Origin of the sequence: Streptomyces arenae (genome assembly GCF_022343545.1) — a bacterium.
Classification (GTDB): Bacteria; Actinomycetota; Actinomycetes; order Streptomycetales; family Streptomycetaceae; genus Streptomyces; species Streptomyces humi.
Genome location: NZ_JAKQYH010000029.1, coordinates 51,422 through 66,163, shown reverse-complemented (window position 1 = coordinate 66,163; position 14,742 = coordinate 51,422). Strand labels below are relative to the sequence as shown.

General features: G+C 72.3%; 9 protein-coding genes and 2 pseudogenes. 8 read left to right on the top strand and 3 right to left on the bottom strand.

Annotated features, from left to right (window positions below):
* Window positions 1-52: 52 nt before the first annotated feature.
* Window positions 53-850 carry an SAM-dependent methyltransferase gene (locus tag MB828_RS14000; protein ID WP_301648421.1) on the bottom strand — a complete coding sequence of 266 codons (798 nt, stop codon included), beginning with the start codon at window positions 848-850 and terminating at the stop codon, window positions 53-55.
* A 186-nt stretch (window positions 851-1,036) separates the two neighbouring features.
* Between MB828_RS14000 and MB828_RS13995 the strand changes: the two genes are divergently transcribed.
* The 5 genes and pseudogenes from MB828_RS13995 (at window position 1,037) to MB828_RS13975 (ending at window position 5,900) form a co-directional block, all read left to right on the top strand.
* On the top strand, window positions 1,037-1,354 hold the full coding sequence (locus MB828_RS13995; RefSeq protein ID WP_133027224.1) for a hypothetical protein: 318 nt from the start codon (window positions 1,037-1,039) through the stop codon (window positions 1,352-1,354).
* A gap of 11 nt (window positions 1,355-1,365) precedes the next feature.
* A pseudogene (locus tag MB828_RS13990) lies at window positions 1,366-1,605 on the top strand (GNAT family N-acetyltransferase); the annotation flags it as partial.
* A 35-nt stretch (window positions 1,606-1,640) separates the two neighbouring features.
* A complete protein-coding gene (locus MB828_RS13985; RefSeq protein ID WP_301648420.1) occupies window positions 1,641-2,312 on the top strand; it encodes a hypothetical protein in 672 nt (223 codons plus the stop codon).
* A 154-nt stretch (window positions 2,313-2,466) separates the two neighbouring features.
* Window positions 2,467-2,712, top strand: a complete 246-nt coding sequence (locus MB828_RS13980; protein WP_430381378.1) for a hypothetical protein — start codon at window positions 2,467-2,469, stop codon at window positions 2,710-2,712.
* A 161-nt stretch (window positions 2,713-2,873) separates the two neighbouring features.
* A complete protein-coding gene (locus MB828_RS13975) occupies window positions 2,874-5,900 on the top strand; it encodes a helix-turn-helix transcriptional regulator (RefSeq protein WP_301648419.1) in 3,027 nt (1,008 codons plus the stop codon).
* On the opposite strand, the gene MB828_RS13970 is transcribed toward MB828_RS13975, so the two are convergent.
* A complete protein-coding gene (locus tag MB828_RS13970) occupies window positions 5,888-7,039 on the bottom strand; it encodes a PQQ-dependent sugar dehydrogenase (protein WP_301648418.1) in 1,152 nt (383 codons plus the stop codon). The genes MB828_RS13975 and MB828_RS13970 overlap by 13 nt on opposite strands.
* A gap of 140 nt (window positions 7,040-7,179) precedes the next feature.
* Window positions 7,180-8,178: an aldo/keto reductase gene (locus MB828_RS13965; protein ID WP_301648417.1), complete on the bottom strand. Its 999-nt coding sequence runs from the start codon at window positions 8,176-8,178 to the stop codon at window positions 7,180-7,182.
* A 74-nt stretch (window positions 8,179-8,252) separates the two neighbouring features.
* On the opposite strand from MB828_RS13965, the gene MB828_RS13960 reads away from it, so the two are divergent.
* From MB828_RS13960 to MB828_RS13950, 3 genes and pseudogenes are all read left to right on the top strand, one after another.
* Window positions 8,253-9,203 (top strand): 2-hydroxyacid dehydrogenase, encoded by a 951-nt coding sequence (locus MB828_RS13960; protein ID WP_301648416.1) that lies wholly within the window; start codon window positions 8,253-8,255, stop codon window positions 9,201-9,203.
* A gap of 420 nt (window positions 9,204-9,623) precedes the next feature.
* Window positions 9,624-12,625, top strand: a pseudogene (locus MB828_RS13955) (putative bifunctional diguanylate cyclase/phosphodiesterase).
* 254 nt (window positions 12,626-12,879) lie between these two features.
* Window positions 12,880-14,730, top strand: coding sequence for an acetolactate synthase large subunit (locus MB828_RS13950; RefSeq protein ID WP_133027232.1), 1,851 nt, complete (start codon window positions 12,880-12,882; stop codon window positions 14,728-14,730).
* The last annotated feature ends 12 nt before the right edge of the window (window positions 14,731-14,742 follow it).

Here is a 14,742-nt window from a genome sequence, read left to right as displayed (position 1 = left end):
CCCTGGTACGCACGGTACGGCCCCGGAGGCATCGCCTCCGGGGCCGTGACCGTCAGACGCGTCGGCCGACGACCCGTACGAAGCCGAGTGTGCGTCCCTGGTCGGCGCGGAGCGTCTCGGCGACCCGGCGGGCCATCGTGCGATGGAACTCCTCCGGGCTCTCCTCCATGACCACCTCGCACCACAGCAGCCAGTCCCGCCAGCCGTCCGGCTGCCAGTCGGCCGTCTCGACCTCCACGGCCCCGCTGCGGGTCCAGTGGCGGTGCCACCAGGCCGCGGAGTGGAAGCACCAGTAGCCGGGCTCCCACCACGGCTTCAGGTGCTCCGGCGGCTCGGTGCCGGTGATCTCCTCCCGCACCGCCGGGACCACCACGCCGATCCGGCCACCGGGCTTCAACAGCCGGGTGAGCGTGGGCAGGTAGAGGTCGTCGGTGCCGAAGTACTGGTACGCGTCGATGCTCACGACCACGTCGAAGCCGCCCTCGGCGAAGGGCAGGTCGTGCGCCTCGGCGTGCACGGGCTGCACCCGGTCGGCGAACCCGGCCTCGGCGATGCGCCGGGCGTTGTCGTCGGGTTTGACCCACAGGTCGGCGGCGGTGACCTGCGCGTGGAACTCCCTGGCCAGGAAGATCGAGGTCATCGCACGGCCACAGCCCAGGTCGAGGACGCGCGCGCAGGGGCGCAGGGTGTCCAGGCCGAGGGCAGGCGCCAGCCATTCCAGCAGCCACAGGGCGTGCGGACCCATCTGGTTCTCGACGGTCCAGCGGGCGTCGTAGGTGCTGCTGAGGGGGTAACGCGGCAGGGTGAGACGGTCAGTCAGGCGGTCGTCCGTGATCCCGGAATCGGACATCGGTGAACGGGCTCCTTGTGATCTTCGTAGTGGAAGGCGATGCGTAGGAGCTCGTTCGAACCGGCAAACAATGCACCCGCTTCGGTCGTCGGCGAGGGGCCGGACAAGGCTGACCAGCGGAAGCTAGCAGTTGTGGAGGCACTCCGCAGCCGCATTCCCCAGGTGCGGGTACTACGCTCGCCCGCCATGACCGCACACGCCGAGTCCGACACCGAACCGGAGACAGCCGAGGTGGAGGCAGCCGACGACGAGGACGTCCTCGAGGACGCCCGCCGGGCCCGCTGGACCGCCACCGTCACCGGAGCGCTGCTGGCCCTGATGGGGCTCACCGCTTCCTCGATGCGGCTGGGCGGGGTGCCCGCCCTCGTACCGACCGCCTACGGCTCCGGGGCCGTCGTCTGTGTGGTGGCGTCGGCGCTGGGGGCCAGGGGGCGCACCCGGGTGGCCCTCTGGCTGATGATCCTGGGGACCATGGTGATGGCCCTCGGGGACCAGTTCGACTGAGGAGCCGGCCGGGGCATGCGGTCCTTGTGGGCTGGGCGTTTGACGAGCGTGGCATGCACCGTGTGGAGTGGCATGCGTCGTCGGCCGGCGAACCGGGCATCATCGTGGCCCGGCGGCCGGGCATGACCCGCGACGGCGTGCTGCGGGAGAACCACCCCCACCGGGGCGTGGGCACGGACACCGAGGTCTGGTCGGTGCTGGCCCCCGAGTGGTGTGCGGCACGCGCGCGTACCGCACAGCACGATCATTAAGAGACCTCTCAGACAGCGTCCGTACGGTGCGAGGTATGGGAACGAAGACAGTGGACGGGGCCGGGACCGGCGCCGAGGCGAAGAACGACGACAAGGCGACCGAGGAGGCGACGGCTGCCGTCACCGAGACTCCCGCCGAGACCGCGGAGAAGGCTCCGGCCGAGACGGCGGAGAAGGCTCCTGCTGAGGCCGAGGAGAAGTCACCGGCCGCGGGTGAGGCTGCCGCGGAGGCCGCCGAGGCGGACGCGGACGAGTTCGACGACCTCACCGAGGAGGAACTGGCGGCCCTCGCCGAGGAGGAGCCGGAGGGCCCGTCCGGAGTCGGGCAGGGCGCCGGCGCCGTCGTCTCCGTCGCGCTCGGCCTGGTCTCCCTCACGGGTGGCTGGATCGGTTCGGTCGCCGCGGCCCGCGAGACCCTCATCGGCCAGCTCCAGACCTCGTCGACGGCGAGCGTCGCCAAGCAGGTCAAGGAGGTCTACGGCGACGCGTGGCAGACCACCGCGCTGTGGGCCGGCCTCTTCGCGCTGGTCGCGCTGGTCACCGGTGTCGTGGTGCTGGTCCGGCCCGCCTTCGGGGCCCCCGGCAGGACGCAGGCGCCGTGGATCAAGTCGGTCGCCTGGGCGGGTGTCGCGCTCGCCGTCATCGGCCTGCTGCTGGCCGTCCTCAAGTACTCCGACGCGCTCCTCGGGCTGCCCTCGACCAGCTGAGGAAGCGGCGGGAACAACGCAGGTCACCAGGGGCCTCAGGTCGTCCGTAAGTACCTTACGGACGACCTGAGGCCCCTTATGCGCGTCCCGGGCCCGGCGGCCGCCCGAAGATGCGGAACTCTCCCGATGTGGCGCACCCCCCTGGGAGACGAAGGTGGAGGCATCGCGGACGGCGAAGTCCGCACACCGCCTCTTCCAGGAGAACCCGATGCTCGCGTACGAACTCCACCAGATCCGTTCCGCCGAACTGCGCCGGCAGGCCGCCGACGCCCGCCTCGCCCGCGAGGCCGTCCGCGTCCGCCGCGCCGCGCGCCGAGCCGAGCCGGCCGGCGACGCCGCCGAGCCGGACGCCACCCATACCGTCGGCCGCGGCGGGCGCCGGCTCCCGCGCACGGCATGACCGGGCCCCGGCCGGGCGCCGACGCCCGTCCGAAGACCGGGAGGACAGCCACCGGCGGCCGTACGGGGGTCGGCCGCCGGTACTCCTCCATACCGTCAGCTCGTACGACAAGCGCACCGGTGCTGTGGAAAACCGCTGCCGTCCCCTCCGTGCCGCGTGCGATGCTCTGGCCTGTGGAGACCAGGTCCGTGAGTCCCGTGTTCGTAGGCCGCAGCGACGAGTTGGAGGCACTGAACGAGGCGCTCGCCCGTGCCGGGGCCGCCGAGCCGCAGGCGCTGCTGCTCGGCGGCGAGGCCGGCGTCGGCAAGACCCGGCTGGTCGAGGAGTTCGCCACCGCCGCCTGCCGCGGCGGCGCGGTCGTCGCGGTCGGCGGCTGTGTGGAGATCGGCGCGGACGGGCTGCCGTTCGCCCCCTTCTCCATTGCCCTGCGCACCCTGCGGGCCGCCCTGCCCGACGAGTGGGCCGCGGCCGCCGCCGGCCAGGAGGAGGAGCTGGCCCGGCTGCTGCCCGAACTCGGCGAGGCCACCTCGAGCCGCCACGACGAACAGGGCATGGCCCGCCTCTTCGAACTCACCGCCCGCCTCCTGGAGCGGATCGCCGCCGACCGCACGGTGGTCCTCGCCCTGGAGGACCTGCACTGGTCCGACGCCTCCACCCGCCACCTCCTCGCCTACCTGCTGCGCACCCTGCGCACCGGCCGGCTCGTCGTCCTCGCCACCTACCGCTCCGACGACATCCACCGCCGCCACCCGCTGCGCCCCCTGCTCGCCGAGCTCGACCGGCTGCGCACCGTCCACCGTCTCGAACTCGCCCGGTTCAACCGCGAGGAGGTCGGCCGCCAGATCGCCGGCATCCTGGCCGCCGAACCCGACCCCGCCCAGGTCGACGAGATCTTCGAACGCTCCGACGGCAACGCCTTCTTCGTCGAGGAACTGGCCGTCGCCGCCGCCGAGGGCTGCTGCACCGGCCTCACCGACTCACTGCGCGACCTGCTCCTGGTACGGGTCGAGGCACTGCCGGAGAGCGCCCAGCGGGTCGTCAGGATCGTCGCCGAGGGCGGCTCCACCGTCGAGTACCGGCTCATCGAGGCCGTCGCCCGGCTCGCCGAGGACGACCTGATCGAGGCGCTGCGGGTCGCCGTCGGCGCCAACATCCTCACCGCCATCCCGGCAGGTGACGGCTACCGCTTCCGGCACTCCCTGGTCCGCGAGGCCGTCGCCGACGACCTGCTGCCCGGCGAACGCTCCCGGCTCAACCGGCGGTACGCCGAGGCCCTGGAGACCGACCCGACCCTGGTGCCGGCCGAGGCGCGGGTGACCCGCCTGGCCAGCTACTGGTACCAGGCCCACGACCCCGCCAAGGCCCTGCCCGCCGTCCTCGACGCCTCCGTCGTGGCCCGCCGCCGGCATGCCTACAGCGAGCAACTGCGGCTCCTGGAGCGGGCGATGGAGCTGTGGGACACCGTCCCCGAGGAAATCCGCGCGGCCCTGCGGCCGGTCGACTACACCGACGTCTACCCTCCCTGCGGCTGTGACCCGGCCACCACCCCGCTCGGTTACCTCGACCTGATGGCGGAGGCGGCGGTCGCCGGCCGCTACTGTGGCGAGCGGGAACGCGCCCTGAAGATCACCAAGAAGGCCCTGCGGATCCTCGGGGAGGACGACGACGCGCAACGCGCGGCCTGGTTCTGGGTGCAGCGCTCCCGTCTGGTCCAGGGCCTGGGCCGCGGCGACGGCTGGCAGGAACTGGGCACCGCCCAGGACCTGGTGCGCGGTCTGCCGCCCTCGGAGGTGCACGCCGACGTGCTGGCCAACGTGGCCTCCTGGTCGATGCTCCACGAACCAGGCCCGGAGGCCTTCGCCGCCGCCGAACGGGCCGTCGAGTACGCCCGCATGGTCGGCGCCCGCGACATCGAGCTCAACGCGCGCATCACCCTCGGCTGCCTCATGGTCGACGCGGGTGACGTGGCGAACGGACTGCGGGAGCTGGAGCGGGTCAGGGAGGCCGCGCTCCAGGAGGGCATCACCCATGTCGCGGGCCGCGCCTACGTGAACCTGCCCTCCGAACTGGAAGCGGTCGGCCGGTCCCGGGAGGCGGTGCCCATCCTGCGGGAGGGCCTGGTCTTCGCCCGCCGGTTCGGCCTGCTGGACTCCGAGGTGTGGGTCTGGGGCAACCTCTCCGACTCGCTGTACACCCTCGGCCAGTGGGACGAGGCCGCCGAGGCCGCCGCGGGTGCCCTCGGCTCCGCCGCCAGCGCCAAGCCCCGGGGCGCAGGCGCGCTGAAGCTCGCCCACATCGCCCTCGCCCGGGGCGACGTCGAGGAGGCCGCCCGCCGCCTGGCCGTCTCCCGCACGCACTACGGCACCCACGACCCGATGCCGCAGGCGCTGCTGCCGCTGGCCCGGATCGCCATCGGCGTGGCCGCCGCCGAGGGCCGGCTGCTGGACGCCCGTACCGAACTGGACCGTGCTCTGGCGTTCGGCTTCCCGCCCGGCGCCCAGCGCTACGGCTGGCCGCTGCTGCTGGCCGCCGGCACCGCCGAGGCCGACGCCCGCGCCCTGCCCGCGGCGGCCGACGGCCGCGCCGGGGTCCTCGACCGGATCGCCGAGGCCGTCCGCAACCTCACCACCGGCGCCCCCGTGTGGGGAGCCTACGAGCGCTGGACCCGCGCCGAACTGCACCGCGCCCGGGGCACCGACACCGCCGCCCTCTGGTCGGACGTGGTCCTCGACTTCGAGACCCTGGACCGCCCCTACGACCTGGCCCGGGTCCGCCGCCGCCTCGCCCAGGCCCTGCTGGAGGAGGCCGCAGGGGACGAGGAGCGCGAGCGCGCGAGGGAACTGCTCCGGCTGGCCGGCGCGGTCGCCGAGCACCTGGGTGCCCGGCCGCTGGCCGAGGCCGTCGCGCTGCTCGCCCAGCGCGCCCGCCTGACCCTCACCGCCGGCACGTCCGGGCGGGCCCTGGACCCCGCCGAAAGGCTCGGTCTCACCAGCCGGGAGCGGGACGTCCTGCGCCTGGTGTCGGACGGCCGCACCAACCGTCAGATCGCCGAGGAGCTGTTCATATCCCCGAAGACGGCGAGCGTCCACGTCTCCAACATCCTGGGCAAGCTGGGCGTCGCGGGCCGGGGCGAGGCGGCGGCGATGGCGCACCGGCTGGAGCTGTTCCCGGCGGGTCAGGTGACCTGAAGCTCCAGGATCCGGTCGTCGCCCGCCTTGGGCTTGCCCCGCCCGTCCGTGTTGCTGGTCACCAGCCACACCTTGTCGCCGCCCGCGGCGACGACGGTCCGCAGCCGGCCGTACTCGCCGGTGAGGAAGGCCTGCGGCGCGGCGGCCGCGGTCGTCCCCTTGAGGGGGATGCGCCACAGCCGCTGCCCCTTCAGACCCGCCATCCAGATCACGCCGTTCACGTAGGCGATACCGCTGGGAGAGGCGTCGTCGGTGTGCCACTCGGCGATCGGGTTCACGTACTTGGGGTCGCTGGACCTGCCCTCCGCGTTCGGCCAGCCGTAGTCGCCGCCGGGCTTGACGGCGTTCAGCTCGTCCCAGGTGTCCTGGCCGAACTCCGAGGCGAACAGCCGCTGCTTGTCGTCCCAGGCCAGCCCCTGCACGTTGCGGTGGCCGTAGGTGTAGACGGGGGAGTCGGGGAACGGGTTGCCGGGGGCCGGATCGCCCTCCGGGGTCAGCCGCAGGATCTTCCCGCCCAGCGACTTCCGGTCCTGGGCGAGACCGCGCCGGCCGCTCTCCCCGGTGCCGGCGTAGAGCATGCCGTCGGGGCCGAAGGCGATCCGGCCGCCGTTGTGGATGAACCCCTTGGGGATGCCCTTGAAGACAGTGTCGGGGGCGCCCAGTTGCTCTCCGGCCGGTTTGCCCCCGTCCCACAGCATCCGCACGATCCGGTTGTCGGAGGCCGAGGTGAAGTACGCGTAGATCATGTGGTCCGAGGCGAAGCCGGGGGAGAGGGCGATACCGAGGAGCCCGCCCTCACCGGCGGCGGCCACCCCCGACACCGTGCCCAGCTCGGTGATCTTCCCGGTCTTCTCGTCCACCTTGCTGATCGTCCCGTCGTCCCGGTCGGAGACCAGCAGCCCGGCCCCGTCCGGCAGCACCGCGAGCCCCCAGGGTGACTTCAGCCCCTGGGCCACCGTACGCAGCACCTTGACCGACCCCTTGGCGGGCGCCACGGCCTCGGCCGACGTCGACGCCCCGGCCGACGTACTCCCCGGCGTACTCCCGGCCCACGACGGCGTGGGAAGCCCCTCACCACCGCCACCGGAGGAACACCCGGCCACGAGGAGGACCCCGGCCGCGGCCAACACAGCGAGCACAGCACGACGTTGCACGATCACAGCCCCTTCCGGCAGCTCTTCCACCGACGTTAGTGCAGCGCGCGCCCAAGGGGCGCGAGGAACTGCGCGACCGGGCACACCACACCCGCACCCGACCGACGACGGAACCGGGCAGCCTCTCAGTCCCACGACCCCTGCGCCGGAGGCAGCCGCCCCAGCTCCGCCAGATCCTCCGCACTCAGCCGCACATCCACCGCGCCCGCGTTCTCGGCTGCCCACCGCCCCCGCTTCGTCCCCGGCACCGGCACCACGTGCGCCCCCTGCGCCAGCACCCACGCCAGTGCCACCTGAGCCGCGGTGACCTCGTCCCCGTACCGCCCCGCGACCCTCCGCAGCCCCGCGACGATCGGCTGGTTCGCCGCCATCATCTCCGCCGTGAACCGGGGATGCCGGGCCCGCAGATCGTCCGGCTCGAACCCCTCACCCGGCCTGAGCGTCCCGGTGAGGAAACCGTTCCCCAGAGGCATCGCGGCAAGGAAGCCGACACCCCGCGCCGCGCACCACGGCAGCAACGCCTCCAGCGCCTCCGGCGACCACACCGACAGCTCCGCCTGCACCGCGGTCACCGGAAACACCTGCTGCACCCGCCGAAGCTGCCGCAGCGTGGCGTCGTGCATCCGCGCCCCCGACCTGCGCCCCCCGCGCGCCCCCACGGCGCACAACCCCAGCGCGCGCACCTTCCCCGCCTGCACCAGTTCCGCCATGGCCCCCCAGGTCTCCTCGACCGGGACCTCGGGATCGGCGCGGTGCAGCTGGTAGAGGTCGATGACGTCGGTCTGGAGCCGGCGCAGCGACGCGTCGCAGGCCCGCTTCACGTACCCGGGGCGGCCGTTCGCCACGATGTGCTGGTCGCCCACCAGCAGACCCACCTTCGTCGACACGAAGGCCTCCGCCCGCCGCTCCTTGAGCACCCGTCCCAGCAGCAGCTCATTGGTGAACGGACCGTACATGTCCGCCGTGTCAAGCAGCGTCACGCCCAAGTCCAGCGCCCGGTGCACCGCCCGCACCGACTCGTCGCCCCGCTGCCGCGACCCGTTGTACGCCCAGCTCATCGGCATGCACCCGAGTCCGACGGCCCCCACCGCGAGCGCCCCCGCGCCGATCGTCCTGCGCTCCACCAGCCCGTGAACCTCCTTCTCGACCCCCCAACCTAACCTCTGCACGCCCACGTGCCTGACATAGCCTCCTGACCATGACCCAAGACGTATGGCTGCCGATCCCGCCGGATGAGTTCACCGCGTTGCCCGATGGGCTCGACTACCTCTTCTGGGACGGCGACCAGGAGTTTCCCGGTGACCCCGCCGACTGTGCCGTGTACGTCGTCCCCTACATGAAGCGGCAGTCCGCGAAGGTGCGGCCGCTGGCGGGGATGCGGAACGTGCGGCTGATCCAGACCCTCACCGCCGGCGTCGACGACATGATCGCGGCCCAGGACCTCATCGTCCCCGGTGTGCCGCTGTGCAACGCGCGCGGGGTGCACGAGGCGAGCACCGCCGAACTCGCGCTCGCCCTGACGCTGGCGTCCCTGCGCGGCATCCCGGGGTTCGTCCGGGCCCAGCAGCAGGAGCGCTGGGAGGGCGGCTTCCACCCCGCCCTCGCCGACCGGAACGTCCTCATCGTCGGCTACGGCGCCATCGGCGAGGCCATCGAGGACCGGCTCGTGCCCTTCGAGGTGGCGCGGGTGGCGCGCGTTGCGCGCTCCGGGCGCGCCTCGGCGCGCGGTCCTGTGCATCCGCTCACCGAACTGCCGAATCTGCTTCCGGAAGCCGACGTCGTCATCCTTTCCACGCCCCTCACGGACACCACGCGCGGCCTGGTCAACGAGGCGTTCCTCGCGCGGATGAAGGACGGCGCACTGCTCGTGAACGTCGCGCGCGGGCCCGTCGTGGACACCAAGGCGCTGCTCGCCGAGGTGGAGAGCGGCCGGCTCACCGCGGCCCTGGACGTCACCGATCCCGAGCCGCTGCCGGCCGGACACCCCTTGTGGCAGGCGCCGGGCGTGCTGATCAGCCCTCATGTCGGCGGCCCCACCTCGGCGTTCCTGCCGCGCGCGAAGCGCCTCGTCACCGAGCAGTTGAACCGCTTCGTGAACCGGGAGCCGCTGCGGAACGTGATCCTTACGACGGGATCCGCCGACAACTGACCTTCACGGCAACGCGCCTGTAATCCGCTTCCGGTACGGTCCGCGACCTTCCGGGCGCGGTGCGTGCGCGCATAGCCGCTGGTCGTCACGGAGCGTAGAGAAGCTATGTCCCTGAGTGACGAGACTGGTGTATCGTCCCGACAGGGGCTGCGCCGTGAGCCGTTCGGCGCCGGGGACGGACATTTCAGATTTGTGAGGGGGGCGACGGGCGATGCACGGCCTATGGACGAACGATCCGACGCGGCGGAGCCGCCGGCGGCGACCCTGGCGCACAGCTGCGCGCAGACGCGGCCACCACACCAGCCATCACCACCACACCAGCCATCACCACCACCGCGGCCACAACGGACACCGGCGGCACCCTCACCCGGTGCACCGCGGCCCGAGGGACGCGGGAGCGACGCGGGCCTGGAGGGCCCCGTGACCGCGCCGACGCCTGTGACGACCACCCTCCCCGGAGCGCTGCGGGCACAGCCTCCGGCGGGGAAGCCGCACCCCCGGCCGCCGGTCACCGGCGGCGGGACCGGCGTGGTCCGCCAACTCGTCCTGGCCCTGGTCTGCGCGGGATACGCCGTCGGTTCCGCGTTCGACTGGGGCTCGAACCAGATCGCCCTGTTCATGGGCGACTTCGGTCTGACAGCGGCGGCCGGCGCCGCCGCCGTGTCCTGCTTCCTCTACGCCCGCTCGCCGCGGGTCCGCTTTCGACCTGCCTGGCTGCTGTTCGCCCTCTCCTCGGCGATGGCGGCCCTGGGCAACGCGGTCTGGGGGTGGTACGAGGTCGTGCTCCAGCGGCCGGTGCCCAGCCCCAGCTACGCCGACCTGTTCTTCCTGTGCTTCGCGCCGCCCGCCATCGTCGGCCTGCTGGTGCTGGCCAAGCGGCCGGTGACGAAGGCGGGCTGGATCTGCCTGGGCCTGGACGCCTGGCTGATCGGCGGCTCGCTGCTCACCCTGTCGTGGAGCCTCGCGCTCGCCCAGGCCGCCCGGTTCGACGGGCCCAGTGTCGCGCACACCGCGCTCTCGCTGGCGTACCCGCTGCTGGACATCGCCCTGGTCAGCATGGTGCTCGCGCTGCACTTCCGGCGCTCGCCGGGCAACCGCACCGCGGTGAACACCGCGATCGGCGCGCTCGCCCTCACCGTGATGTGCGACGCCCTGTTCACCTCGCCCCTGCTGCACAGCAGTTACCGCTCCGGTCAGCTGCTGGACGCGGGCTGGTTCGCCGGTTCGCTGCTCCTGGCCTACGCGCCCTGGGCCCCGCCCCGCACGCCGGGCGGCCAGGAGCCCGAGGGGCACACGCGCGTGGTCCACGAGCACGTGCCCGGCGGCCGGGTCCCGGCGCCCAAGCAGCCGTCGGCGCCCACCCCCGGAGGCGAGCACAGCCGGTACCCGGCCGGCCGGCCGATCACCGGGTCCCTGGCGGCGCTCACCCCGTACCTGGCCGCCGCCGTCTGCACCCTGGGCATCCTCTACAACGTCCTCGACGGCCGCAGCCCCGACCACGTGGTCCTGATCACCGCCGGCTGCGTGGTCCTCGCGCTCGTCGTGCGCCAGGGCATCATGCTGCTCGACAACATCACCCTCACCCAGGAACTGGCGCAGCAGGAGAACCACTTCCGCTCCCTGGTGCAGGGCTCCAGCGACGTCATCATGATCGCCGCGCCCAACGGCATCCTGCGGTACGTCTCCCCGGCCGCCGCCGGCGTCTACGGACGGCCCGCCGACGACCTGGTGGGTTCGGAACTGGCCAACCTGATCCACCCGGAGGACCTGGGCTGTGTGGTGCACGAGGTGCGCCGCTTCCTCGCCGCCCGGCCCCAGGAGGAACCCACCACCCGCATCGAGTGCCGGTTCCGCTCGGGCGGGGCGGCTGGCTCAACGTCGAGTCCACCGTCAACCGCCACCACGGCGGCCTCATCTTCAACAGCCGGGACGTCACCGAGCGGGTGCGGCTCCAGGCGCAGCTCCAGCACAACGCCGAGCACGACCCGCTCACCGACCTGCCCAACCGCGCCCTGTTCACCCGGCGCGTGCAGCAGGCCCTGTCCGGCCGGCGCTCCTCCGACCGGGGCCCCGCCCTCAGGAACACGGCGGTGCTCTTCATCGACCTGGACGGGTTCAAGGCCGTCAACGACACGATCGGACACCAGGCCGGGGACGAACTGCTCGTCCAGGCCGCGCGCCGGCTCCAGGCCGCGGTCCGCCACGGCGACACCGCCTCCCGGCTGGGCGGCGACGAGTTCGCGGCGCTGATCGTCGGAGACGGCACCCGTGACCGCAGTGCCCGGGAGCGGCACATCCTGGAGCTCGCCGACCGCCTCAGGGTGACCCTCTCCCAGCCGTACCTCATCGACGGCAACGATGTCCGTGTCAACGCGTCCATCGGGGTCGCCTTCGCCGAACCGGGCCTCGGCGCGGGCGAGTTGCTGCGCAACGCCGACCTGGCGATGTACCGCGCCAAGTCGGCGGGGAAGGGCCGCGTCGAGCTGTACAAGCCACAGATGCAGCAGGACGTCGTACGCAAGGCGGAGCTGGCCACCCGGCTGCGGGCCGCACTGCACGACGGCGAGTTCGCGCTGCTGCACCAGCCCGTGGTGTGCCTGGAGAACGGCCGGATCGAATCGGTCTCCGCACAGGCCCGCTGGCGCTCCTCGCAGGGGGTGCTGTTCACGCCGGCCGAGTTCCTGCGCGTGGCCGAGGACAGCGACAAGACCGCCGAGCTGGACCGGTGGATCTTCCAGGAGGCGGTCGAGCAGGCCGCCGAGCGGGCCGCGAGCGGTCTGGTGGTGCCGGTCGCCGTGCGCCTGAGCGCCCGGCGGCTGCTCGACCGGTCCTCACCGCTCGGCTCCGTGGAGTCCCTGCTCACCCGGCACGGGCTGCCCTCCGGAGCGCTGGTCCTCGAACTGTCCGACACCGACCCCAGAATCCCGCTGGACGAGCTGGAGCGGCGGCTGACCGCCCTCAGCCGGCACGGTGTCCGGATCGCGCTGGACGGCTTCGGCAGCGGTTACGCGGCGATCACGGCCCTTCGGAAGCTCCCCGTCGACGTACTCAAACTCGACCGCGGTCTGGTCGAGGGGATCGTCGAGTCGGCCCGGCTGCACAAGATCACCAGCGGCCTGCTGCGGATCGCCGGGGACCTGGGCCTCCAGTCCGTGGCGGAAGGCGTGGACCTGCCCGAACAGGTCACGGCGCTGCGCGCGATGGGCTGCACCCACGGCATGGGCATGGCCTTCTCCGGCCCGGTGGACGAGTACCGCCTGCGCCGGGCGCTGGGATCCGGCCACTATCCGGTTCCGCACGCACCGGCCGAGCCGGCCTTCGCGGGAGGCCGCTCCGGGGTGTACACAGGAGGTGTGCCCGCGGTGCTCGGCGGCGGAAGTGCCCTCCGCTCACATAATGAGACGCCCGTCCCACCCACTTGACACGTGGTGCGCGTCAGAGGGAGGGTCAGTTCCATGCGCACCCGAATTCTCGTACTTGGACAGCGCGTCGGCTGAGCTGGGACCCACCGGAGATGGCTCCGGAAACCCCAGCGACCACACCGGCGCGCTCCCCTCGCTTGCCTTTTGGCACGAGGGGTTTTTTGTTGCACCAGCACCACTCGTACAGCATGCGTACGGCAGCAGAAATCCGTACGAACCTCGCAAAAACCCTCAGCATCGAGAAGAGAATGCCGATGACCGAGCAGAGCGCCGCGGCCCACCATCCGCAGCCGCGGCCCCGTTCCGGAGGACAGCAGACCGCCCCCGTCGAGCACGTCACGGGTGCGAAGTCCCTCATCCGTTCCCTCGAGGAGGTCGGCGCGGACACGGTGTTCGGCATCCCCGGCGGTGCGATCCTGCCCGCCTACGACCCGCTGATGGACTCCACCCGGGTGCGCCACGTCCTGTGCCGGCACGAGCAGGGCGCCGGTCACGCCGCCACCGGCTACGCGCAGGCCACCGGCAAGGTCGGCGTCTGCATGGCGACCAGCGGCCCGGGCGCCACCAACCTGGTGACGCCGATCGCGGACGCGCACATGGACTCGGTGCCGCTCGTGGCGATCACCGGGCAGGTCGCGTCCTCCTCGATCGGCACGGACGCCTTCCAGGAGGCGGACATCGTCGGCATCACCATGCCGATCACCAAGCACAACTTCCTGGTCACCAAGGCCGAGGACATCCCGCGGACGATCGCGCAGGCGTTCCACATCGCCTCCACCGGCCGTCCCGGCCCGGTCCTCGTCGACATCGCCAAGGACGCCCTCCAGGCGAAGACCACCTTCTCCTGGCCGCCGGTCATGGACCTGCCCGGCTACCGTCCGGTGACCAAGCCGCACGCCAAGCAGATCCGCGAGGCCGCCAAGCTGATCACTTCCGCGAAGCGGCCCGTCCTCTACGTCGGCGGCGGTGTCATCAAGGCCGGCGCCACCGCCGAGCTGAAGGTCCTCGCCGAACTCACCGGAGCGCCCGTCACCACCACCCTGATGGCGCTCGGCGCGTTCCCCGACAGCCACCCGCTGCACGTGGGAATGCCGGGCATGCACGGTGCGGTCACCGCCGTCACCGCGCTGCAGAAGGCCGACCTGATCGTCGCCCTCGGAGCCCGCTTCGACGACCGCGTCACCGGCAAGCTGGACAGCTTCGCCCCGTACGCCAAGATCGTCCACGCCGACATCGACCCCGCGGAGATCGGCAAGAACCGCGCCGCCGACGTGCCGATCGTCGGTGACGCCCGCGAGGTCATCGCCGACCTGATCCAGGCCGTGCAGAAGGAGCACAGCGAGGGCCACCAGGGTGACTACACCGCCTGGTGGAAGGACCTCTCCCGCTGGCGCGACACCTACCCGCTGGGCTACGACCAGCCGGACAACGGCTCGCTCTCCCCGCAGCAGGTCATCGAGCGGATCGGGCAGCTCGCGCCGGAGGGGACGATCTTCGCGGCGGGCGTCGGCCAGCACCAGATGTGGGCCGCGCACTTCATCAAGTACGAGAAGCCCGCCACCTGGCTGAACTCCGGCGGCGCCGGAACCATGGGCTACGCGGTCCCGGCCGCGATGGGCGCCAAGGCCGGCGCGCCCGGCAACACGGTCTGGGCGGTGGACGGCGACGGCTGCTTCCAGATGACCAACCAGGAGCTCACCACCTGCGCCCTGAACAACATCCCGATCAAGGTCGCCATCATCAACAACGGCGCCCTCGGGATGGTCCGCCAGTGGCAGACGCTGTTCTACAACCAGCGGTACTCCAACACCGTGCTGCACTCCGGGCCCGACGACGTCAACCCGGACGCCCGCGGCACCCGGGTCCCCGACTTCGTCAAGCTGTCGGAGGCGATGGGCTGCCACGCCATCCGCTGCGAGTCCCCGGACGACCTGGACAAGGTCATCGAGGAGGCGAACTCCATCAACGACCGCCCGGTCGTGGTGGACTTCATCGTCCACGAGGACGCCATGGTGTGGCCGATGGTCGCCGCCGGCACCTCCAACGACGAGATCCTGGCCGCCCGGGACGTCCGCCCCGACTTCGGCGACAACGAAGACGACTGAGCGAGAGAGACG

Coding starts and splice junctions, on each gene's coding strand:
- MB828_RS13960 (WP_301648416.1), top strand. CDS start 8,253: ATGACCCAAGACGTATGGCTGCCGATCCCGCCGGATGAGTTCACCGCG.
- MB828_RS14000 (WP_301648421.1), bottom strand. CDS start 850: ATGTCCGATTCCGGGATCACGGACGACCGCCTGACTGACCGTCTCACC.
- MB828_RS13950 (WP_133027232.1), top strand. CDS start 12,880: ATGACCGAGCAGAGCGCCGCGGCCCACCATCCGCAGCCGCGGCCCCGT.
- MB828_RS13995 (WP_133027224.1), top strand. CDS start 1,037: ATGACCGCACACGCCGAGTCCGACACCGAACCGGAGACAGCCGAGGTG.
- MB828_RS13975 (WP_301648419.1), top strand. CDS start 2,874: ATGCTCTGGCCTGTGGAGACCAGGTCCGTGAGTCCCGTGTTCGTAGGC.
- MB828_RS13985 (WP_301648420.1), top strand. CDS start 1,641: ATGGGAACGAAGACAGTGGACGGGGCCGGGACCGGCGCCGAGGCGAAG.